23 protein-coding genes and 1 tRNA gene are annotated in these 23,116 nt (G+C 31.1%); 16 read left to right on the forward strand and 8 right to left on the reverse strand.

Annotation, left to right across the window (positions count from 1 at the left end):
• Positions 1-38 precede the first annotated feature (38 nt).
• Together GW846_01680 and GW846_01685 are read left to right on the forward strand one after the other, a co-directional pair.
• The gene (locus GW846_01680; protein ID NDK09468.1) at positions 39-1,595 is read left to right on the forward strand and encodes a SulP family inorganic anion transporter; all 1,557 of its coding nucleotides are present in this window, start codon (positions 39-41) and stop codon (positions 1,593-1,595) included.
• 66 nt (positions 1,596-1,661) lie between these two features.
• Entirely contained in the window at positions 1,662-2,519 is an 858-nt protein-coding gene (locus GW846_01685; protein ID NDK09469.1) for a YihY/virulence factor BrkB family protein, read from the forward strand.
• 16 nt (positions 2,520-2,535) lie between these two features.
• On the opposite strand, the gene GW846_01690 is transcribed toward GW846_01685, so the two are convergent.
• Positions 2,536-4,170 (reverse strand): hypothetical protein, encoded by a 1,635-nt coding sequence (locus GW846_01690; GenBank protein NDK09470.1) that lies wholly within the window; start codon positions 4,168-4,170, stop codon positions 2,536-2,538.
• Positions 4,171-4,274: 104 nt separating this feature from the next.
• Here GW846_01690 and mutS point away from each other — a divergent pair, with 104 nt between their 5' ends.
• The 3 genes from mutS to GW846_01705 all read left to right on the forward strand — a co-directional run bounded on the left by mutS (position 4,275) and on the right by GW846_01705 (position 8,050).
• Positions 4,275-5,681 carry a DNA mismatch repair protein MutS gene (mutS, locus tag GW846_01695; protein NDK09471.1) on the forward strand — a complete coding sequence of 469 codons (1,407 nt, stop codon included), beginning with the start codon at positions 4,275-4,277 and terminating at the stop codon, positions 5,679-5,681.
• A gap of 85 nt (positions 5,682-5,766) precedes the next feature.
• Positions 5,767-6,897, forward strand: coding sequence for a hypothetical protein (locus GW846_01700; GenBank protein NDK09472.1), 1,131 nt, complete (start codon positions 5,767-5,769; stop codon positions 6,895-6,897).
• A 58-nt stretch (positions 6,898-6,955) separates the two neighbouring features.
• Positions 6,956-8,050, forward strand: a complete 1,095-nt coding sequence (locus GW846_01705) for a glycosyltransferase family 4 protein (protein NDK09473.1) — start codon at positions 6,956-6,958, stop codon at positions 8,048-8,050.
• A 44-nt stretch (positions 8,051-8,094) separates the two neighbouring features.
• Here the strand turns inward: GW846_01705 and GW846_01710 are convergent, their stop codons facing one another.
• Positions 8,095-8,448 (reverse strand): anti-sigma factor antagonist, encoded by a 354-nt coding sequence (locus tag GW846_01710; protein NDK09474.1) that lies wholly within the window; start codon positions 8,446-8,448, stop codon positions 8,095-8,097.
• 90 nt (positions 8,449-8,538) lie between these two features.
• Here GW846_01710 and tsaE point away from each other — a divergent pair, with 90 nt between their 5' ends.
• A complete protein-coding gene (gene tsaE, locus GW846_01715) occupies positions 8,539-8,958 on the forward strand; it encodes a tRNA (adenosine(37)-N6)-threonylcarbamoyltransferase complex ATPase subunit type 1 TsaE (protein ID NDK09475.1) in 420 nt (139 codons plus the stop codon).
• Here the strand turns inward: tsaE and GW846_01720 are convergent.
• On the reverse strand, positions 8,930-10,486 hold the full coding sequence (locus GW846_01720; protein ID NDK09476.1) for a hypothetical protein: 1,557 nt from the start codon (positions 10,484-10,486) through the stop codon (positions 8,930-8,932). The two genes, tsaE and GW846_01720, sit on opposite strands and share 29 nt — an antisense overlap.
• Before the next feature lie 4 nt (positions 10,487-10,490).
• The gene (locus GW846_01725) at positions 10,491-11,966 is read right to left on the reverse strand and encodes a sugar transferase (protein NDK09477.1); all 1,476 of its coding nucleotides are present in this window, start codon (positions 11,964-11,966) and stop codon (positions 10,491-10,493) included.
• Positions 11,967-12,092: 126 nt separating this feature from the next.
• Between GW846_01725 and GW846_01730 the strand changes: the two genes are divergently transcribed.
• The 5 genes from GW846_01730 to GW846_01750 all read left to right on the forward strand — a co-directional run bounded on the left by GW846_01730 (position 12,093) and on the right by GW846_01750 (position 17,342).
• A complete protein-coding gene (locus tag GW846_01730; protein NDK09478.1) occupies positions 12,093-13,169 on the forward strand; it encodes a hypothetical protein in 1,077 nt (358 codons plus the stop codon).
• Between the two features lie 23 nt (positions 13,170-13,192).
• On the forward strand, positions 13,193-13,999 hold the full coding sequence (locus tag GW846_01735; GenBank protein ID NDK09479.1) for a YmdB family metallophosphoesterase: 807 nt from the start codon (positions 13,193-13,195) through the stop codon (positions 13,997-13,999).
• 9 nt (positions 14,000-14,008) lie between these two features.
• Positions 14,009-14,380 (forward strand): hypothetical protein, encoded by a 372-nt coding sequence (locus GW846_01740; GenBank protein ID NDK09480.1) that lies wholly within the window; start codon positions 14,009-14,011, stop codon positions 14,378-14,380.
• Positions 14,381-14,384: 4 nt separating this feature from the next.
• Positions 14,385-16,388 carry a peptidoglycan DD-metalloendopeptidase family protein gene (locus GW846_01745; GenBank protein ID NDK09481.1) on the forward strand — a complete coding sequence of 668 codons (2,004 nt, stop codon included), beginning with the start codon at positions 14,385-14,387 and terminating at the stop codon, positions 16,386-16,388.
• Between the two features lie 162 nt (positions 16,389-16,550).
• Positions 16,551-17,342: a hypothetical protein gene (locus GW846_01750; GenBank protein NDK09482.1), complete on the forward strand. Its 792-nt coding sequence runs from the start codon at positions 16,551-16,553 to the stop codon at positions 17,340-17,342.
• Between the two features lie 44 nt (positions 17,343-17,386).
• Here GW846_01750 and GW846_01755 read toward each other — a convergent pair whose 3' ends face one another.
• The 3 genes from GW846_01755 to GW846_01765 form a co-directional block, all read right to left on the reverse strand.
• Positions 17,387-18,793, reverse strand: a complete 1,407-nt coding sequence (locus GW846_01755; protein NDK09483.1) for a hypothetical protein — start codon at positions 18,791-18,793, stop codon at positions 17,387-17,389.
• 126 nt (positions 18,794-18,919) lie between these two features.
• The gene (recF, locus tag GW846_01760) at positions 18,920-19,939 is read right to left on the reverse strand and encodes a DNA replication and repair protein RecF (protein ID NDK09484.1); all 1,020 of its coding nucleotides are present in this window, start codon (positions 19,937-19,939) and stop codon (positions 18,920-18,922) included.
• A 22-nt stretch (positions 19,940-19,961) separates the two neighbouring features.
• Positions 19,962-20,249 (reverse strand): aspartyl/glutamyl-tRNA amidotransferase subunit C, encoded by a 288-nt coding sequence (locus GW846_01765; GenBank protein ID NDK09485.1) that lies wholly within the window; start codon positions 20,247-20,249, stop codon positions 19,962-19,964.
• 63 nt (positions 20,250-20,312) lie between these two features.
• On the opposite strand from GW846_01765, the gene GW846_01770 reads away from it, so the two are divergent.
• The 3 genes from GW846_01770 to GW846_01780 all read left to right on the forward strand — a co-directional run bounded on the left by GW846_01770 (position 20,313) and on the right by GW846_01780 (position 21,317).
• On the forward strand, positions 20,313-20,636 hold the full coding sequence (locus tag GW846_01770) for a hypothetical protein (GenBank protein NDK09486.1): 324 nt from the start codon (positions 20,313-20,315) through the stop codon (positions 20,634-20,636).
• Position 20,637: 1 nt separating this feature from the next.
• Positions 20,638-21,192 (forward strand): hypothetical protein, encoded by a 555-nt coding sequence (locus GW846_01775; protein ID NDK09487.1) that lies wholly within the window; start codon positions 20,638-20,640, stop codon positions 21,190-21,192.
• 51 nt (positions 21,193-21,243) lie between these two features.
• Positions 21,244-21,317: transfer RNA gene (locus GW846_01780), tRNA-Cys, on the forward strand.
• A 40-nt stretch (positions 21,318-21,357) separates the two neighbouring features.
• Here the strand turns inward: GW846_01780 and GW846_01785 are convergent.
• The gene (locus tag GW846_01785) at positions 21,358-21,924 is read right to left on the reverse strand and encodes an rRNA pseudouridine synthase (GenBank protein NDK09488.1); all 567 of its coding nucleotides are present in this window, start codon (positions 21,922-21,924) and stop codon (positions 21,358-21,360) included.
• Between the two features lie 154 nt (positions 21,925-22,078).
• On the opposite strand from GW846_01785, the gene GW846_01790 reads away from it, so the two are divergent.
• Together GW846_01790 and GW846_01795 are read left to right on the forward strand one after the other, a co-directional pair.
• Positions 22,079-22,264: a hypothetical protein gene (locus GW846_01790; protein ID NDK09489.1), complete on the forward strand. Its 186-nt coding sequence runs from the start codon at positions 22,079-22,081 to the stop codon at positions 22,262-22,264.
• A gap of 107 nt (positions 22,265-22,371) precedes the next feature.
• A complete protein-coding gene (locus GW846_01795; GenBank protein ID NDK09490.1) occupies positions 22,372-23,088 on the forward strand; it encodes a hypothetical protein in 717 nt (238 codons plus the stop codon).
• The last annotated feature ends 28 nt before the right edge of the window (positions 23,089-23,116 follow it).

Here is a 23,116-nt window from a genome sequence, read left to right on the forward strand (position 1 = left end):
GCATCATGTTACTCTCCATCTTACACTTCTTTGGAATCATGGATTTCAAACGTGAACTCTGAGATCCAAAACAACTCAAAACCGATATATTATCTGGTTTAACGGTTGCATTAGCACTAGTACCTGAAGCTATTGCATTTTCATTTGTGGCAGATATTAATCCTATTATAGGATTACACGCTGCATTTATAGTTGGGATTATTACTGCAGTATTTTGAGGGAGACCTGGTATGATATCAGGAGCAACGGGAGCACTTGCCATAGTTATGGTATCACTCGTTCGTGATTTTGGAATAGAATATCTCTTTGCTACACTCGTACTCATGTGAGTACTCCAAATACTATTTTGAATCTTTGGACTTGGGAGACTCGTCCGACTCATCCCACATACTGTTATGCTTGGCTTCGTTAACGGTCTTGCGATTATTATTTTTATGTCACAACTTGAACAGTTTAAAGTAGGAGAGCAATGGATATCTGGATTTCCACTCGTTATCATGCTCGGACTGGTAGCTCTAACTATGGCTATAATTTATTATCTCCCAAAATTTACAAAGGTACTTCCATCAGGTCTTGTTGCCATAGTGGTAGTGACGCTTATAGTTATATTCATTCCATGATTTGAGAATGTATGAAATGTTTCAAGTTACCTAGCTGCTAATGGCTACTCTGAACTCTTAGGAGTTTTCCCAAGTTTCCATATTCCTGTTCTCACGACTGGGATTCTTGATACGCTGGTGATTATATTCCCATATGCTCTGGTACTTGCTATTATAGGACTCACAGAGTCGCTCATGACTCTTACCCTCATTGATGAGATAACAGAGACACGTGGTGATAATAATAAAGAATCAATTGGTCAGGGGATAGCAAATACTATTTGTGGATTTTTTGGAGCAATGGGAGGATGTGCCATGATAGGTCAATCGATGATCAATATCTCAAACGGGGGGAGGGGACGTATGTCTGGTGTATCTGCGGCAGTTTTTTTGATACTCCTGATTGTGTTTGCTACGAGTTTCATAGCGATTATTCCACTTGCAGCACTTGTAGGACTCATGTTCATTGTCGTTATCGGGACATTTGCTTGGCCTACTTTTAAACTCCTTCCAAAAATACCAAGAGCTGACGCGTTTGTGATTGTAGCTGTAACTGCCATAACGGTCATCAGTGGTGACTTGGCTCTCGCAGTGGTAGCATGAGTCATTATTTCTGCACTGAGCTTTGCTTGGAAAAAGGCTGAACAAATACAAGTCACGAGATATATTGATACTGCCTGAACAACACATTATGACCTCAACGGTCCACTCTTTTTTGGTTCTATTACCAAGTTTAAAACGCTCTTTGATATCAGTATTGATACACACGAAGTTATCATAGACTTCCAAAACTCTCAAGTTATGGATCACTCAGCAACCGAAGCCATTAACTCACTTACTGAAAAATATAAAAATGCAGGGAAGAAATTACATCTTAAACATCTCTCTCCAGATTGTCGAAAACTTATCAAAGATGCGCAGGAGGTAGTAGATATAAATGTTATCGAAGATCCAAAGTATTTTGTAGCAAATATAGCAAATTCGAAGAAATCATAGAAATAAAAACTCTCAATATTGAGAGTTTTTATTATAATACCAATATTACAATTCTAAATAATAGCTATGAACTTCGCTTCTAAGTCTCTCACACATATAAAATATGTAAAAAACTCATTTTCTCGACATAATGGGAGTGTTCATGCAAGTGCTTTTGCATTCAATACTTTGCTCTCTTTGCCAGCATTGATACTCTTTCTGATATTTATTGTGAAGATACTCTTTGGGAGCTCTGATTTCTTTCGTAACTATGTAAGTAATCTAGCAGCGACCCTTCCTGGTGATTCTGGAGAGCTGATACAACAATTTCTTGAACAGGATTTTGAGATTCAAGGATCTTTGATTGGAATCATAACAGTTGTTTTATTATTTTGGTCCTGAACAAAACTCATTTCAACATTTATCCTATCTGTAAATAATAGTTTTGGACTGATGATTGATACTAATACTACAAACATAGTCTATACTATAAAAACTCACTTAGTTGGATTATTATTTATACTTCTATTTCTCAGTGTTATAGGAGCTTCACTTGTTGTTGAGAATATAATTTCAATTCTCTTTTCAAATACACTTTTAGTGAGTTTTCTGAATTTTGGGACCACTCTTGCAATCTATACGATACTCTACGCATTTCTACTTCGATTTATGATACTGGCTCAGGTAACAAATGGATGAGCATTTCTTGGATGATTATTTATGTCCGTAATAACGGTACTTTCTATTATAGCTATGAGTCTGATATTTGGACTGGTGGATTTTTGAAGTAAATTCGCTGCCTGAGCGAGTATAATAGTATTTATGCTGTGGATACAGTATCTTGCTCTGCTTTTGTATTTATGATTTGAAATAATCTCATATACTCTGAAACTTCACTGAAAATATATAATTAGAAAAGAGGGAATGAAAAAACACTGAGATTAATCAGTGTTTTTTTTTATTATCTTACTTCAAAAATAATATTATTTTGAATCTTTGAGACGCTATCTATAAAGAATGGTCGTATTTTTATTTCTACGTTTCTAATTTTCGGGTCATTAATCAGTGTTTTTGTAGCTTCTTTTCTTTGAAGTCCCTGCACTTTTGACTTTAGTTGCTCTATATATTTGTTTTGTGTGTGAAGGAAATCATGTAAGAGAAGTGCTTCTATTTCAAAGGTTGCTTTCATTTGAAAGGGATTAGTTTGTGAGGAGATAATCTCAGACATCCGAAGAGAACTAGAATCAACCAAAGATATCTTTTCTACTCATTCTAGGTTACGTTCACTCAAGAGGGTTTTTAATTTTTGGATAACACTTTCTCTATTGTACGTATAAGCCTGAATTTCAATATTTCATTTCAGTACAAAATTATCTCGTACATCACCTGCTTGAACATCTTCAAGCACTGTGATAGTCGCCTCTCAGTATCTAATACTTTTTCATCATGAGAGAATATCTATTTGAGTATTATTTATTTCATTTTCTTCAGCAATAGAATTCTTAAGAGTTCGTAGCACTTCTGATTTTAATTTTGCTCAAAATAATAAAATAGCGTTATCTATGTCTTCTTGAGACACAACAGTTTCAAAATCATCAATTCATCCTGTAAAATCCTCAATAGTTTTAGCATATATGAGTTTTTGTAATTCAGCTTCGAGTCAGGGGATAGTAAGGGATGTATCAGTCGATATATTTCATCTCGTTCCTACGTAAACTCCAGCTTCATCTTTACTTTTAGATGTAACCGATCATTCTGATATTCAGGGTGAATTTTCTCAGAAGTTATCTGTAAGAGCTGCAGGAATTGTCACTTCTGCATCAAGAGTAAACACAACTCAAGATTCTGTTCTGACCCTCGTTCACTTAATAAGGGTAATAGCATCAGTGGTTTCATTGTAAAACTGAATACTTCAAGCAGAAACATCATTTGAATTATTCTTAATTTCACTACTTGTATACGTTTCTTGAATGTCTACACTTTTGACAACATTTTTTATTTTTATGTATTTGTTATTTCAAAGTATTACATTATCATCATTTTCATTGAATATGAAATTATAGGCCTCTTTTTTTACACTCACTTCAGGAGTAATATAAATATATGTTTTACTAACAGCGAAATAATAAATAAATACAAAAAGTAGAAGAGAAATAAGAAATGCTCATAAGAATAATCAAACTCAAGTCTTTTCATTATAAATACGAGAATATTTTCAAAGTGAATTGAGTTTTTTATTACTTTCAAAACTATGTTTGAGTTCAGTAAAATATGACTTGAGTTGAAATTTTAAATACTCTATAAATGTGAAGTTGTGTTGCATGAGCTTATCTCATGTTGATTGTTTTATGAATGCACTGTCTTTTATAACTGAGTACTCGATTCACAGTTGTTTCCCAATTTTTCTCCCTATTCTATCATTTGTTGCAATAATGAGCTTACGGTCTCATACTTTGGATTTTAAGATCTTGAGTGAGATATAGTTATGTAAGATTGGGTGTCAGAGTGGAAAATCAAGTACTATGTCTCAGTTTTGTTGCGCTTGTATTTTTTCAACTATATCAATTATAGTATCCTCCGATTTTACATGTATCATATTTGTGAATATTTATTATCCAGTAGCATAAAAATAAGGCTTTACAAAAAAGATAATCACTATACACTGAAAATCAAATAACAATAGTATTTTCCCTTGCTTCTATGGATTTTCTTGACGAAATAATCGATATTTTAGAACGTTCCATCATGGATGATTCTCAAAATACTATCACGGCTTGAAATATCATCAAATCATGATACGACTCAGAAGTAGATGAATACAGAGCTATACTTCAGGATTGACATATTTGGTTAGATGAATATGCAGCTTCTTTAATCACAGAAACGGGAATTACTGGACTGAGAATCAAGTATACAAAAAACTTATGATATTTTATAGAGTTTTCAAAATCTCAAGTCTCTAAAATAACGGATTCATTTATTCAGAAACAATCACTCTTACAAGCAGTGAGATATACTACACCCGAACTCAGTGATTATGAATCAAGATTGTTTTCAGCTTCTGAAAAAGTGTCTAACAAAGAATATTCTGTTTTTCTAGATATACGTAATACTATATCATTACATTTTGATAATTTATACATACTAAGTAGAAGTATTGCTCATCTAGATTTTTATTCAAATGGTGCTTATATATCTCATGCAGGTCGATATAATACTCCAAATATTATCAAATCATGAACTACTGAAATGTTCTGAGCTCGCCACCCTGTTATTGAAAAAAATGTTTGAGATTTTATATCAAACGATCTAAAATTTACACAAGATACTTTTATACATTTGATCACTTGACCTAATATGTGAGGGAAGTCTACTTACTTAAGACAAAATGCTCTTAATATTATAATATCTCATATTTGATATGATATACCTATACAAAAATGAAATATATTAATTACTGACAAAATATTTTCTAGAGTTTGAAGTGGCGATAATCTCTATTTATGACAATCTACATTTATGGTTGAAATGCAAGAAATTGCTTATATTTTAAGAAATGCTACAAATAAAAGTTTTATCATAATTGATGAAATATGAAGAGGTACGAGTACTTATGACGGTATGAGTCTTGCATGGTCTATTTTACAATATATACACAATCAATTAGGTTCTCAAACATTATTTTCTACTCATTATCATGAAATTATAGATGAAACATATAAATTAAAGCATGTTGCTAATTATAGTGTAGCTGTCTGAGAAAATGAAGAAAATATTGTATTCTTGCGAAAGCTTATCCCATGATGAATAAAAAAAAGTTATGGAATTGAAGTTGCAAAACTTGCTTGAATCCCAGATCAAGTACTGAGAGACGCGAAAGAAACCCTTATTGATTTACAAAAAGCTCATAACTCTCAACTTGTAATGTTTCAAGATTCGTCTGTTGTAGAAAAATTTCCTTCAGATTATCAACATTTACAGGAAGAAAATAAACAGTTTAAATATATAGAACAATTATTGTCTCATATTGATATTAATCAAACGACTCCACTCAAAGCTCTGGAGTATGTAAGTGAATTGAAACAGTTGATGAAAAAAACGAAATAATCAACTGAAAAAATCTAAAAAACTTGTAATAGCTTAAGCTGTAGGTATTGTAAATGTCAATATGTACAACTTAACTTTTACTTTTATGAACTTCTTTACTAGAAATCTTTGATGGATTTTACTTTTTGCATTTTTTATATTTATGTTAGTCATAATTTCATCTAACAGTGATGAAGACGCTATTAGTAACTCTGGTTCTACGGTGACTAATACCAGTACAGGAGAAGCAAATTTAGAGAAACTCTCTCAAAAAATCGAAAATGAAACAGGTGCAATATCAGAGTCTCTTGAAAAAGATGAACTGAGCGCTTCATGAGAAGTAATCAGTTCATCTTGAGAGCTGAGTACAGATACAAAAGATACAGTAGATACTCCAACAAAAGATGCTGATTTAAGTTTCTTTGAAAGATTGTTTGGAAAAAAAGAAACCAAACCCGTTGAAAATAACCAAACTGGAACTGGTACAGATGCTCAAGATTCTGCATCATGATCTGTAGATTCTTCAGACGAAGTTGTAACTAATACTGGTACGTCTCAAGCTTGAAGTACAAGCTCAACTCCAAATCAAGTACAAACTCTCAGATGAGAAGATCTTTCAAAAGCACCTTCGGCTTCAAACTTAACTTCGACTACAAATAAAACTCCTTGGAAAACTACTCAAGACCATACCATAAACTACCCAGGAACTTCTTTGAAAACATTTGTAGGAAAACAGTTTAAGGTATGAGTTCATAGCCTAAGACTTAACAACGTATACTTTAATGAGACTCTAGCATTTATGTTTGAATGAGATAGAGTAGAACAATTAACTCCAGAAAATAGTTATGGATGTTTTAAAATTAAAATAATTTCATCATCTACGACTCAAAACAACTGATCAATGTGATATGTTTGTAAAAAATACCTTAAAGATACTACTGGCTGAAATGTTAATACTCCAGTTCAAAAGGAAATAAAAAAGAATGTACAATCTGAACAAAAAGTACAAGAAGAAGTGAAATACTCTGGAATGCAAACTCAAATAGGGGATATCATAATGGTAAACGTAGACAATGTTTCTTTTGATAATTGAGAAATCAAATTACAAAAATGAGATAGTGTTGATCAAATGACAAAACTTGATTCAGCTGGGTGTTTTATAGGACGAGTATTTACAGCTAAAATTGCAAGCTCATTAGAGCAAGTAGCAAAAATGTGTATGTCAGAACTTCGATAAATCATTGAGTTTTTTACAAAAAAATATAAAATCAACTTATATTTTTTGATTCAAAATAATGAACCCTTCCAAAATTATAATTCTTCACGATACTTTTCTTTATAAATGAGGATGAGAAAGACTCATCCTTATGATGTGAAAAGCATTAAATGCTGATATTGCTTCTTGATTTTTTAGTTCATGAAGCTTTAATCTTAGAAAAGAAGGTTTTACTGGAAAAATGATCTCTATTTCAAGTGAGGTATTTACAAAGTGATTTCGTCATATAAAACTGAAGTACAACTTCATGTTTTGAACCTCATTTTTAAAAGAGTATGAAACGATTATTTTTAGTTGAGATTCCATTAGTGCCGTGAGAAACTGCAATCTTGAATCTAAAAAAATATACTATTGTCATACTCCACCAAGATACCTCTATGATTTACATGACTTGTATCTTAAAAAAGTCCCATTTCTTCTTCGACCAGTTTTTAAACTTGCGTGCATAGTATTTAAACACCTCTATGAAAATGACCTCAAAAAAATAGATGTAATACTCACAAACTCCAAAAACACTCAAGATAGAATCAAAAGGTATCTTGGATATGATTCTCAAGTTCTCTATCCACCAGTTGATACATCGAAGTTTGTATACTTGAAGCAAGATGATTATTTCCTAAGTTTTGCTCGACTTGCAGACGCAAAAAGAGTAGACAGGATAGTAGAAGCATTTATAAAACTTCCCAATCAAAACCTCAAAGTAATTTATGGGAAAAATGATCCACAAAAGGATAAGATATTTTCACTTGCGCAGTGATACCCAAATATTGAGCTGGTAACTCTAGAAGATAATGATCTTCTCTATACATATTTAGGAAATGCGAGAGCAAGTATTTACATTCCAATAGATGAGGATTTTGGTATGAGCCCCGTTGAAAGTATGTCAGCTTGAAAACCAGTTATTTGAGTGAATGAGGGATGATTAAAAGAAACAATTATTCATGAAAAAACGGGTTTTCTTATTCATCCAAAATGTGAAATTCAGGATATTATGGACGCGGTCATGTACCTCAGTCCAGAAAAATGTCTTTCTATGAGAACGGATTGTGAGGACAGAGCAGATACATTTTGACTAGAGAGTTTTGAAACAGAGTTACAACGACTTGTACATTAAAAAAGAGCTCAATTTTGAGCTCTTTTTTTGTGTGTATTTGAATATTATGCGTTCATCGCAGTAATAGCTTCAGCTTCAGTATCTACCGTCGGAATAATAGTGGTAATACCTACTAGTTCAAGGACGTCTTTGACTCCTTCATCACAATTTGAAATATACATTTCTCCTTCACTGTCTTCTAGGTTTGAAAATACATCAGCAATATACCCAATAGACTTAGAATTTAGATATTTGAGTCATTCAAGATTAAATATAATCTTTTTCCCTGTAAATTCTCCAATCATTTCATAGATAGTAGTAAATGTCTTATCAGCATTTGTTTCATCAAGTTCTCAGGCAAAATCAAAAATAACGATATCTCATTCTTGTCTTTTTTTTACTTCTATTAAAGTTTCCATATAATTTCGTTAATTACTGTAAATACAATATACAATTATTATATCTCAAAAAACAGTTCAACGCAAATTTTAACACCTAAATCAAATACAGTGAAAAAAGAACTAAGACTTCAAGAGATACAAAAAATACAGCTCAATCTTCAAAAACCATGCTTAGTATTTTTATATTGAGATTTATGAGCTGGAAAAACAACCCTTTCACAGTCAATAATTAATAATCAATTGAGTGGTAAAGTTTCAGTTACATCACCAACCTATGTATATTATAATAGATATGAAGATATATATCATTTTGATCTCTATAGAATACGAGATTATGATGAGTTTGTATCTATAGGATGAGAAGAAATACTTGATAACAATGATTGAATCATATTAATTGAATGGCCAGAGCTGCTTGAAAAATATTATACTCCAGATATAAAAATCATCTTGAGTAAAACTCAAGATAATTTGAAAAGAGAGATAGAAATAGAATCTATTATTCCTCAGAATCATTGTTTTGGTTAATTTCTCTAAATCGAAGATATTCAGTTACACGCAGTCACGTAAATCGTCCAAGATAAAAATTGAATGGTACAAGGATGAGTAAGAGTTCTGGGTATGAAAAAAGAAACACTCTAAAGGTATCAAAATAGAAAAATGCGTAGCACAAGAGAGCAATAATAATGGTTCCAGTTATGCTTTTTTTATATTCTCTAAATTCCTTAGAAGTAATGAGAGTTATAAGTTTTTCTGATGTTATGAGGAAAATAGCTATATATAAAACACTATCATATTGTATCATTGGCATATCAAAATACTGAAGTGCTTGATAGTATCACATAAATGCAAGGAGATTTATTATCGTAATACAAACGACTTTAGGAGTATATAAGAGCGTATATTTCCCTAAAAAGAGAGAAAGTATAATGTTTACTATAAAAAGTACTCATAATAATACTAACATACTTATAAGCCCCATTTTTAAAAATAAAAGTGCCAGAAAGATAGGGACAACATTTCATATAGTAGAGAATCATATGAGATGTTTTCACGCAGCTACGAAGGTCAGGAACAACGGAAGTAAGAGTATGATATAAATATCACTCACACTGACTCATGTAGAAGAGAGTCTGTTTACAAATTGAGAAGCAAAAAGATACGGAGATATTTTAATATCTGTAGAAATAGGAGTATAATTATAACTGTTTTGAGACACTTCTTGCTCTAAAGCGAGAATACTTTCAGGATTTTTTAATATTTGGAAACTGAGAGATTCATCAATGATAAATGCTTTATTTATGAAGTTTGTTCCAGCTATAATATTTCCAATATAATTTTGTAGAATTGAGCCATTATATGATGAAATAAGTACAAAGTTTCGAGTAAATCATTCAGTGATTCCTCTAGCAAATCCAGAGAGTGCTGAGAATAAAAACTCTTTTTCTCACCAAATTACAAGATAATCAGAATTTTCTGGAAATGAAACGATATACTCATCCCATTTTTCAAGTACTTCACCATCTTCCATATTCTTTTCATCGTATTTTCAAATAACCCGAACGTAGATTCATTGCTCCTCAGCATTGAGTACAAAGTCATTAAATTCTTTTTTGTCTGAAGATATACTGAGTAAAACTGGCACACTCTTTTCGTATATAAAAATAGATATATCAGATTGATATACTCGCACTCTTACTGGTTCAGTGTCTTCTCATTCATCAACACTTGTTTGAGTGTACATATTAAGTTCAATTGTTTTTTTTCAAGGACTATCAAATTTTAAATCCAAAACTGGTCATGTTTGTGTATCTTGACCTAAAATAAGCCATTCGTATTCAAGCTCAGTGTCGGGAAAATTTTCAACCAAAAGAGTCTCAAGTGGGGAAAGATCAATCATTACAGGATTATCGATGAAACTATTTTTTTGGTACGCAAGTCCATACTCTTCGAGGGTACTTTCAAGTTCTTCTACCGTTGCAGCTTGGGCGCTAGAATACATTCATACAAAAAATAATATTGTAATGAGAAGAATTTTTGTGAGTAGAAATTTCATAATTTTATTTACGGTTAAATATAACGGAGAGAGTTTTCAGCATGATCTTGAGATCAAGTATGAAACTCCAATTTTCAATATAAAATATATCGAGTTCTGCTTCTTTTACAAAGTTATTTTCTTCACGACCATTTACTTGAGCCATTCCAGTAATTCATGGTTTTACAGTCAAAAGCCTTTGTTGATACTGTTCATATTTTTGAACTTCTCGAGGTTGATGAGGTCGTGGACCGACTATACTCATCTCTCAGGTAAGTACATTGAGAAATTGAGGCAATTCGTCGAGAGAATATTTTTCTAAAAATGTTCCGATTTTTGTTTTTCTCGGATCTTCATGAATTTTGTAAAGTGGTCAATTACGTTTACTTTGGTTTTTAATAAGATTATTTTCTATTTCTATTGCTGGATCCGTTTCGTTTTCAGTTCCATAACTTTCTTTTATGCAAAACTTCCATTTAAGATACCTAAATTTAAAACAATTAAATATTATTCAATTTTGACCTATTCTTCTGTTTTTATAGATGACAGGACCTTCTGAGTCTTCATATTTTATAAATATTGCTATAATAATCCAGAATGGAAAGGTGATGATGAGTATAAAAAGTGAGGCGAAGATATCAAATACTCTTTTAAGAATTCGTCCCCAATTTTCAAGTGGAGTATTTTGTATTTCTATGACAGGAGTTTGATTGATGAGTGAGAGGGTAGTATTGGTTTTTGTTATATCAAAATTGTTAGTGATATATCTATATCGGACTCCATAAATTCTTGAAAGCTCCCAAAGTCTATACAATTCTTTTTTATTAAAGTCACTATCTATATAGAGAATTTCATCACATTTGTGATGAGAGATAAGTTTCTCTATTTTGGATATGCCGTCGTAAAATTTAAGTGATATATTTTCGTTGGGTGAGCTATTTGCGTATCACACTATATTGTAAATTTTGGAAGCTGAAATATCCTTGAGAATTCAAGACATTTTCGTTTCTGATTTATTTGATACTAGTAATATATTTCGTTTTGCAATAATATTATTTTGCAAGAGTGACGATTGAATAAAATTGAGGATGATTCTAACACTCATGCTTCAAAACATCGCTAAAATAGTTGTAAATACGATGATAAGTCTTGGGATTTCAGCTCCAGAATATACAATTCAGTTTCAAAGATAGACTCCAACTGAGAAAAATAAGAACCAATATATACTATATCTTACAATATCTCCTAACTCAGCAACTTTTGAGTGAGAAATTTGCAAGCTATATAAATGATGACTCGCAAATAATGTAATATAAAGAATCGATCCAAAGATAGCAAAAACACTAAGGTATCAGGTATCTATTGTTTGAACTGGTAGATATAAACCAGGAATCCCATCTGAAATAAGACGGATTTGTTTTGCGAGAAAAAAAGAAAAAAAGATAACAAAAAAATCAAGTGGAATTTTTATTGCAGAGAATGTTAATTCATGATGTTTCATACTCCTTTTCTTGATTCGCTAATATTGATTTCATACTGTCAATGCTACTGTATCCAAAACATTGCAAAGCGTTTATTTTTGTGTAGTATAATGATGTTTTACTACTTCTCAAACTAAAAATAGATTATGTTTTGATTTAAAAAGAAAGAAAAAAATTTTTACTGACAATTTCGTGTAGAATTTAAAGAAATATGGAAGGATATCTTTTTCATTTACAGAAATTTTATCCATTGGACTCTGTCTAAGATTATTATTTCTGCGTGGGGGATAGCTCTTTGAGTATTAGTTATGATTCCATTTTTACTCCTTATGTTTATTTTTGGACTCATTGATCCTATTAATTGGTTAAGTATCTTCTCTAAAGAAGTTAATTCACAAGACGTGCTACTGTGAGCGCTTGCATGAAATCCATTTTGGTTTATTACTATGATATTCTTATTTGTTGTATTGATGCTTGCTTTTGTATTTGCGACGAACTACTATATATTTCTCCTCGCTAAAATGTACTTTTATTCTGTACGTTGAAAACTGCTTAATTACAAAAAAAATCTCTATTTTTCAAAACATTACATAACAAAGTTTTTTGCGATTTTATCATGGATTGTAATGTATTTGCTTGCTCCAGCCATAATAGTAGTTGGTTGAGTATTTTTTCTCTATTATCTCTTAAATATTGGAGTCATAAGTGTTTCACTATTTTCAATATTTTTATTCATTTTTATAGTACTATTTGTAATAACTGAATTTTATTTATTCTACCGAATTATTTTTTCATACATTATTCTCGCATTTGAAAAAAAAGAAAATACTGAAAAAAAATCACTGTCGTATATTAAAGAATCAATTTCTCTTACTTGAGGAAAAAGTATTATAAAATTCGTCTTTATATTGGTAGTTTACGCATTTATACTCCTACCTATACAAACAATTCAAGACTCACTTAATACTGCCTCATACAATATGTCTACAGCAGTAGCATACAAAAGCGAACTCATAGAAAATATTGAGGCTGAAGATGTGAAGTATTTCGAATATATTACAAAAAAATATAAATCCAATACAAGTGAAGAACTTTTAGACAAAATTTCACTCTACACAAAGCTTTCATTTTTTGTGTACTTTCTGAGATATTTCCTATTTGGTGGAATAGGAGTGTTACTTCTTAGTTCTTTTTATTACCACGTATTACTAAGAAAAAAATAGTTTAGTTCCAATTATATATAATTTTGAAAGTCTTAATTTTTTGAGATATTTACGGGCGACTTTGAAGAAAGGCAATTTCTGAAAATATTTGAGCACTCAGAGAGAAATATGAGCCAGATTTCGTCATTGCTAATATTGAAAATGCTACTTCAGGTCGAGGTCCTATCTCAGAACATGCTGAATACATTGAATGATTGTGAGTTGATCTTATGACAGGTTGAGATCACATATTTGATAATGGTCCAAGTATAAGTAACTATTTTACGAGTGAAAAGTGTAAACTTATTCGACCTGCAAATTTTTATGAATCAGATGAATTTTCTCTCGTGTGAAAAGGCTATAAAATTATTGAAAAAAAATGAAAACGACTTTTAGTACTTCAGTTGCTTTGAGAAGTATTTATGTCACACAAAGTCAGTAATCCATTTCATGCAGCGAAAAAAATATTAAGTGAAGTTGATCCAAGTAGTTACGACGCTGTAGTAGTAGATTTTCATAGAGAAACTACAGCTGAAATCTATGGTCTGGCTCATTTTCTCGATGGTGATATTAGTCTAATTTACGGAACACATACCCATATACAAACCAATGATTGCCATATTCTTAAAGCCTGAACTGGAATAATTGGTGATGTTGGAATGAATGGTCCATTTGAGTGAGTTATTGGGGCAAGTTTTGCTTCTGTTAAAAAAAGATTTCTTTCATGAGTTCAGAGAGGAAAAATAGAGCAACAACTCAGTGGAAAATACAAAATAAACGCTGTTTTTGCTGAAATTGATGAAGTAACAAAAAAATGTACTTCAATCGAAGCAATATCTTTTACATCATAGTTATAATTTATGCTTAGAAAAAGAATTATCCTTCTCATATTGCTCGCTATTTCCATTGTAAGTGGTGCGAGTTTTACACTCCTTCTTGTATATTTTGATCCCTATACCTATCCGACATTAGCTATAGCTTTTTTAGTACTGAGTTTCTGATTTTCACTCACTAGTTTTTTAAGTTTAGTTATATATTTCTTCAAAAAAATCTATTTTAGATGAGAAGTTCGAATGATGCACGTTATCACCAGTTTACGTCAATCTTTTTTCTTCACTATATTTTTACTTAGTCTAGTTCTTATTTATGTTTTTCAGATACCATTTTTGCTTCCTGCTGCGCTATCATTTATACTTATAGTACTTATAGAATTATTTATCCAAGGACTCTAACTTCATGAAAAAATCTAGATATATTATACTCCTTCCACTTTTTATCTCACTCACGATACCTGTTGTTTTTGCGCTGACGAGTAAAGGTCAGATGCTTGAAAACTTTAAAAGACAAGAAAAAGAAATGATTTTTGAAAGTCAGACTATATTTTTAGATGAATGAGATAGAAATATTCTTAAAACTTATAATAAACTCAATGTGTATAGTAGTATTTGAGATAAGATTCAGTCAAAAAGAGAATATCTTGAAGTACAAAACGAAAAGATCAATAGTAGAGTGAACTCTCTTGAATCATCAATTATTCAATTTGATAAAGATATTGAAGAGCTTGTTATAGAAGTAAATAAAATAAATGAACAAGTTGTGAGTACAAAAGATGAAATTGATACAAATAAAAAAACCATTGATATCCTTCAGTCTCGTATAGAAGAGAGTACAGTGATACTATTAGAATATATTGTATATCTCTATAAAAAATGAGATTATGTTACGACAGATAATGATATAGATAATATTAAATCAATTCTCCTTTCTGGTGAAAAAATTGATGAATTAGTAAATGATTTATATTTCAAAAGTATTATACAACTTACAGGTCAACAACTTATTGAAAAACATAGAGATTTTGTTTCTCGCTTATATGTTAAAAAACTTGAGCTTCAAGAATCTGAGAATCAACTAAAAACTCTACGAAAACAAGGTATATTAGAAAGAAACATATTAGATGATAAACGGTCTTCAAAACAAAGAATTTTAGAAATAACAAAATGACAAGAGGAATTGTATCAAAAATATATTTCTGAACAGTTAGAACTTGAGCGTGATATTAAAGTGAAAGAGTTAAAAGAGCAGATTAAACTCAACAATACTAAAAAGAAACTTCTAGAAAAATACAATTGTGAATTTGTTGATATCCAAGTACAACAAACAGAGTTTTCAGCTCTCGATGAACAGTGTGCAAATATAAACAAAATTATTTTTGCAGAATCGAGGTTAAGTGGAATTCCATTAGAAAATAATCCATTGGATTGGCCTGTTAATCCATCATTGTGAATCAGCTCGTATTTTAATGATACTGGATATCAACGTCTTTTTTGAACTGATCATGATGCAATAGATATTATGATACCAATGAGAACGGAAATTAGAGCTCCTATGGATTGATATGTTGTATTTATTCAACCAGTTGTTAATACGTGATATGCGTACTTTGCAGTAAAACATAGTGATGGACTCGTAAGCTTGTATGGTCATGTGAATCAAATTGATGTGAAGTTATATGATTTTGTAAAAAAGTGAGATGTAATTGGATTGACGTGATGAGAATATGGTACAAATGGAGCGTGATTACTCTCAACTTGACCTCATCTCCACTTTGTAGTGTATGATGAAGAGGAATACAATGATCCTCTCAATTATCTCAATTTATCATATTTGTCATATAAAAGTCTACCAAGTAAATATCAATTTAAATATAAATCTGACTTTAAGTCTCGAAAATGATTTGAATATGCAGATACCTCTAAAAAACAAAGTACTTCTGGAAGTACGTTTGTCATCGAATGAGAAAACGAATTAGAAAGACAAAAATATCTCCTAGGAACCTACGCTGTAGGGGACTTTAGAAACTGGGATATATGGGTAGAAGAATCAATTGCAGGTTGAATAGACCCAACATTTATGATGTGTGTCTGACTCGCTGAAACATCTCTGGGAAAATATCTCAAGAGTGCTTATAATATTTGAAATGTCTGAAACAACGATAGGGGAGATACCAAAGATTTCCCAAATGCCCGTTCAGCTATTGCAGCAATGACATCCACTTTTAATAATAAATATCTCTGAAAATATAATACGATTAACCAACTCAGTAGATATGGAAATAAAACCTGAGCCATCTACGCATCAAGTGACTTCAACTGGCATAATAATATTACCAAATGTATGAGTCACGTGAAAGGAGAATATATACCAGATGATTATAATTATAGAATCAGTATTAAGTAACTATGTATTAAAAACAATAAAGCTCTCAGCAATGAGAGCTTTATTGTTTTACTATAAATAATAAAACTCATTTATTTTTATAGTAAAAACTATTTGATTTTTATAGTAAAAAGTATAGAATTTTTATAGTTATATTATAGCTATTTAACGAGGATATAAGGTATGAATGATTTTAACAAAATTGTTAAAATATTGTGAAGAAGTTGATGAAAAGTTATTTTTAAAGATGAAATTCACGATATTATAGACCCGGACCATAGACCAGAGTTCAATTCACAGGTTTCCAAATTAGTGTACAGGCTGAAAGCAAATGGAGATATAATATCACTCAAAGCGTGAGTTTATATCGTTCCTGATGAGGAGGACAAGAAACTTAATAGTGTTGATTTGTGAGAGAAGTATTACCTTAAACTTGCCAAAAAATATATAACTCAAACATGTGGAAGTCAGTATTATATATCTTGAACAAAGGCTCTTGAGTTCCATATGAAAAATTACTCTATTCCTGAAAAGATATGTGTTATAAATAGAGACGTAAATAAACGAATCAAATTTTGAGCAAACGAAATAGTTTTTAAAACACTGAAATGAAAAAAAGATGCTAAGACAATTAATCTCTTTGCAAGAACATTTTCCTACCACAACAATATTGATATATGAGGACTACAGTTTAAAATATCATGTTTAGAGCTCTCACTCTTAGAATCAAGTCTTGTAGACTCAATAGAAGAGTGAATTGCTATAAATACAATCACGAAAGCAATCAAAAAATACGGAAATATTTTGGATCACGAGATTTTTGAAAATATTGCTCCCTATAAATATAATATGTCGTTTAATAGATTAAAGGAACTCAGTAGAAATATAAATCAAGATTTATATAATTTATTTTTAGACTGTATAAAGAAAAACTGAGGTAATTTCGTATGAGAATGACTGAGAAATATTCTATAAAAAAAGAACTAATCAATCAGTTCTTTTTTTATAGAATATTTATTTTATGAATATCTCTTTCAAGAATTTTGAGATATGTAGAATACTCATCCAGTTATTAGGAATGCAAGGAGTGCAAGTAGGATATAGAGACCAGGACCAGTCTGTACCTTTGTCATCTCAGATAAGTCTCCTTGTATAGTTTCTCATGATGCTGTCATAGCAACTGCCTTGATTGCGAAGTCATCATATTTCATTTCATCTCCTACAATAGCTATTTCATAACGAGGTTCAAGTACGTTTTCAACGAGTTCAATTTGGGTTGCTGAAACTTTTTTATAAACATTGTAGCTTTTAGCATCATCAACTGCATCCCAAGTGAGAATAGATTTAGTTTTGAGTTCAGTAAGTTCTATTCCAGTTATTTTAAGATCCAGTTCCACTTGAGCATTAGGACTATTTGGTTCAATGGTTTCTACTTTAGCCTCTTCTGGTCAAGCATTGAGAGCTACTCAAGAGACAATAAGAGTTGCTGCGTTGGCTTCTCGTACTTCATGTGCAAATTCATCTTTCATAATGATATCAACTCAGTATTTACCATCTACTTTTGGAGCTCTAGATTTTCCAGTATAAATTCAGTCTTTTCACTCTTCTAGTACAGTGATTGCATCATCTATAATAGCTTGAACTTCTGTAAGTCAGATACTTGATACTACGGTAATAGTAATTGGTGCATCTGCTGCTACATTTCCTTCTGGAGTGATGGTGATTGATTTGAAGCTTGGAAGACTTGCATCCACTTTGACACTAATAGCTTTTGATTCTCCAACGACTTTATCATCAGCATCTAATACAAAAGCTTGAATACTATTTGCTCATTGTTGTAAATCTTCTATTTTCTTTTCAAATACTCATTGATCATTGGTAGTTGTGAATATTCCTTCACTATTATTTACTGAAATTCGAACTTGATAATTTTTTTGAGTTGTTCCAGAAACAAGTATTGAGTCTTGACCTATAGTTATTCCGTTTTCAGGACTTTGTATTTCTATATCTAAATTTGCTCCTGCCTGATTTTCTGTAATGGTAACTTCAGCAAGACCTAATATATTCTCATCATTGAGATCATAGACGTATACATCTTGTTTTCAAGCATTTTTAAACTGAACAGCATTTTCAAATTTTACACTTCATTCATTACTTGTTGTAAAAGAGTAACTATTTTCTGAAAGATCATTGGGAAACTCTGCCTCTTTGTCACTTTCTGAAAATACAAGAATATCTCACGTATAATCAGTTATTATTTCATTGTTTTTATCCACAGCTGAGATGGTAATATCTAGTGCTTCACCTACTTTTGCACTTTCTTTTCACAATATGACTTCAAAGTGGTCGAGTGCTCAGGCTGCAAAACTTGGAGTAATCAGACAAATAGAGAAGAAAAATACGAAAGATTTGATGTATCATTTCATAGGACAATGCGTGTTAAAAAGTATTGCTTTTATGTTAAAAAGTCTATATTCTTGACTATAATACCCGATTGTTACACTATACTCAATTTTAATGTTAAATCTTACTTTACATTTATATTATATGTATTATATATAAATTTTGTTTCATTCAATTCATGGATCTTCGATACAAGATATGATTGATTGTCTTGAATCAATATGTTCAAGTAATAGGTCTCGATGAGAAGCGTCAAGTTCACTGAGTATATCATCTACTATAAATATTATTTCTTTTTCAGCTGCTTGTTCTTGTAAATACTGCGTTTCTAAAAACTTGAGTCCAAGTAATATACTTTTTACTTCTCCTCTCGATGCGTAATGAATGAGTGGAACTCAGTCAAGAATAATATTAAAATCATCTAAATGTGGTCAACGAAGAGTCTTACGCAACAAGATTTCTCTTGATTGAAGTTGTTGTGTTGCTTCTTTCAGCGAAGATTCAATAGTATCTAAATTAATATGACTTATATATTCAAAAGAAATAGTTTCCACTTTTCCAAAAAGAAATTTATTTAAGCTTTGAGCTCTTGATTCTAGAAATCGGACAAACTTCTTTCGGTACTTATAAATTTCAAGAGCACTGGATATAAATTTTTCATTCCAAAACTCAAGTTCTGAAACACTCGACTTTTGGTCGCTAATATTTTTGAGGACTTTATTTCTGTGTTGTACTATTTTTTTGTATTTTTGAAGATGTGTTCTATAGATTGGATAACACTGACTGAGTAGTTCATCTAAAAATAAGCGTCTTTCACTCGGACCAAGATACATAAGATTCATAGCTTGAGGATGAAAACTCACAACATGAGGATATCTTGATCGAAGGTTTTGTTTTGTAGTTGCTTTGCTGCCTATAGCGTATTTTCTTTTTTTTCACTCAAGTGTGTAGGAAAAACTGAGTGTATCTTGTGTCAGGGAATACTGTATAAAAAAGGTCTTTTCACCTCTACTTATGAGATATTCTGGATGACTTTCTACAAGTGGACTCACTGGGAGACTCAAAGCCTCCAATATATTACTCTTTCACTTTCAGTTATTTCAAATAATAATATTTTTCTTAGCTTGAAAAGAAATTTCACGACGTGTGAAATTTCTAAAGTTTTTCATGTGAATTGATTCAATCAATTTGCTAATTCATGATATTGGGAAGTACAATTTGATGTGCCACAACCTTTTGTTTTGTGCAATTAAGAAGCTCATCTGGAGTTGCGTCAGAACTAATAAGGACGTCTTCTCGGAGAAGAGCTTTGTTTTCTATGACAGAAATAGTTGGAATAACACCTGTTGTATCTACTTCAGATAAGAGCTCCATATAATCAACAATATCAGAAATATTTTTAAGAAGCTTCTCATTGTCAGCTGGAATCTTAGACAGTTTTTTTCCTATCTTTTGTAAGTCATCTTGCGATATACTCATTTTTACATATATTTAATCAATAATTTCCTGACTACTATATCTCAAGGCATAATAAAATCAAGTATGACACTCAAAAAAAATATATTCTCGTCATCTGGAACAAAACTTGATGTGAGCACCCTACGTTATGAGTCTTCAAAAATAGTCTTTTTACTCGTAGCGTTTACATTTTTTCTCGTATATTTTTTGCTTACAGCAAATATTTTTACAGAATTTTTAAGTACTATTTTTTATCCTTTGTATAGTGCATTTATTGTAAGTCTTGTGATATTTCTAATATTTTCTAGTAATAAGTTTCTCACATCCTATCTTCCTAGGTCAGTGATTTACGTGGTAGATGTTCTGATAGCTTTGTTACTGAGTTTTATTCTAATACCATTATTTTAATATGAAAAAAATACTCTTATTTCTTTTTACTCTGAGTGTACTAGCTTCTTGTAGTTCCACAGATGAGGCTGTTCAAGTTGATGAAGTTACATGACTCGTTTCAAAAAATATTTGAAGTATATCAATTTGAGTTCCTGCAAACTGGAATACAATTGCTTCTTCTAATCTTCCAATTCCAAAGTCATGAGAGGTAGTACTTGCTATTGCATCAAGTGAACAAAGAGAAAATTACTTGAATAATCTCGTGATATTAAAAGCTTCTAATTCACTCAATGAATCATCTCAATCACTCATGAAAAATAGTGCAAATTTTCTTGATACGAAACTTCAGAGCTTTAGACTGGTTGAAGAAAAAGATATAGTATTTTCAGATGAGGAAGGATGACTTATAATCACTTTTGAATGAAAATATAACACTCAAACTCCGCTTGTTACCTATATACAAACAGCCAGAGTTTGTGGAGAAGATAGTTATTTTGCTACCATATCACTCTCAGAAAAACCCGAGAGTTATGACAAATACATCACAATTCTTAAAACACTCAAGTGTAGCTAAAAAAGTTTTTGATTTTTCTGCTCAAGTCATATAATGCTCTCGCGATAAATTGGCGCCATGGCAGATCGGTTATGCAGGGGCCTGCAAAGCTCCGTAGTCCGGTTCGATTCCGGATGGTGCCTCCAATATAATCGAAAAAATAAATCCCTAGAAATAGGGATTTATTTAATATCTGAGCAATTCATGTTCTTCATTTTGACTCAAAAATCTCCATTTTCAACTTACAATATCTAATTTTAGGCTTCCAATACTTACCCTACTCAGCTCTAATACTTTGAGTGGAGTTCGAAATTTTGGATCAGTCATGGCTCAAAACAATCGTCGTATATGTCTGTTTTTTCCTTCATTAATCTGAACTCTCAGCTTGGTTTTTGCTCAAGCATTGCCTATTTTTTCTACATTATGTACTTTGAGAATTCATATTGCTGTTTCAACTCACTTTAGAGCAGATTGTATATGCATATCTGTGACATGACCACGTACGAGTATTTCATACGTTTTTATACATCCTCATGACTTTGTAAGCTCATTCCCAATTTTTCAGTCTTTCGTAAATAATAGGAGTCATTTTGAATCCAAATCGAGTCTTCCAATTGGCATCCATCCATCATCAAATGCCCAATCTGGCAACAAATCATAGACTGTTTTTCGTCATTTTTCATCTGACCGAGTGACAATATATCCTTTGGGTTTATTGAGTGCGAGAATATTGCTTGAATTATTCGACGACATTATTACTTAGAGTATAAATCAAAATATTAATATACATCTTAGTTGATAATTCTATTTTCCAAAATAACTATTTTATTGGCGCCTTAGTATCTGAAAATTGATTTAATTATTATAAGGCTATAATAGATGTATCTTAGATTCTAACTTTATGAGTATGACTAATGAAAGAGACAGAAATTTAGATGGAAGATGGAGAGAAAAGAGAGACGATACGCATATGTGAACTATTGAAGAAGAATATGGACTCGAACTTTGAGTCAGAAGTGATATGGAACTATGAACGTATCTCAAAGAAAATAACTATGCTAATCTTTCAGAAATGCTGAAGGATAAAAGATAATATAAAAAAACTCTCAATTATGAGAGTTTTTTTATTGGAAAGATATTTTGACTATTATAAAATATATTTATAATATACTAAAATGTAAAATTTAATAATGAGAGTTTATGATTGATTACTATGAGGATATGATAGACGATAGAAGAATGGAAGAAAGGTTTGAGGATTGAGATGATGATGCAGAATGAGTAAGATTAACGCTTAAAAGATGGGATAATTTCGGAGAAAAAATAAATGATATTATAGAAGAAAAAACAGATATTACATGACATGAGCTTGATTTAATTGAAAACCAAAGTGATTCAGCAATGAATGAGGTATCAAATTCTGAGACACAACTTGATAATCAAAAAATAGTAAAAAAAGTAGAGGACACAGAAGTTACTTGATTCTCAACTACTCCATCTTGAATTTTATTTAGTGTGAACTCAAAATGAGATGGGACACTTCCAAATATGAGTGTAATAATTGGAGAAGATGAGTATTTTTTTGAATCTGTGTACATAGGACAAAATAGAAAAAAAAGATTTTTTACGACAATCCCACAATTATGAATACTTATTAAGACTAAAATTGAAGAGATTATTCATAGTGATTTTGATGTAGAACTGACTGGTCGAAGTGAAAATCTGGAAACAGCGTATATTTATATGCTTGAAAAGTTTTTAGTAGCTTTAAAATCTCAAAATCCCAAAAAATTAGAACTTGTTGAAAGAATAAATAGATATAAGTTAGCGAAAAAAGAAGTTACTCCATTGCCTCAAAATTTAACATGAATGAATAAGCCAGTTCAATCTATTCCATTTTTTTGAAATATAAAATAAGTGACTGGAACGAAAAGACTTGATTTTA

The organism is Candidatus Gracilibacteria bacterium (genome assembly GCA_010119145.1).
GTDB lineage: Bacteria > Patescibacteriota > Gracilibacteria > BD1-5 > UBA6164 > JAACSU01.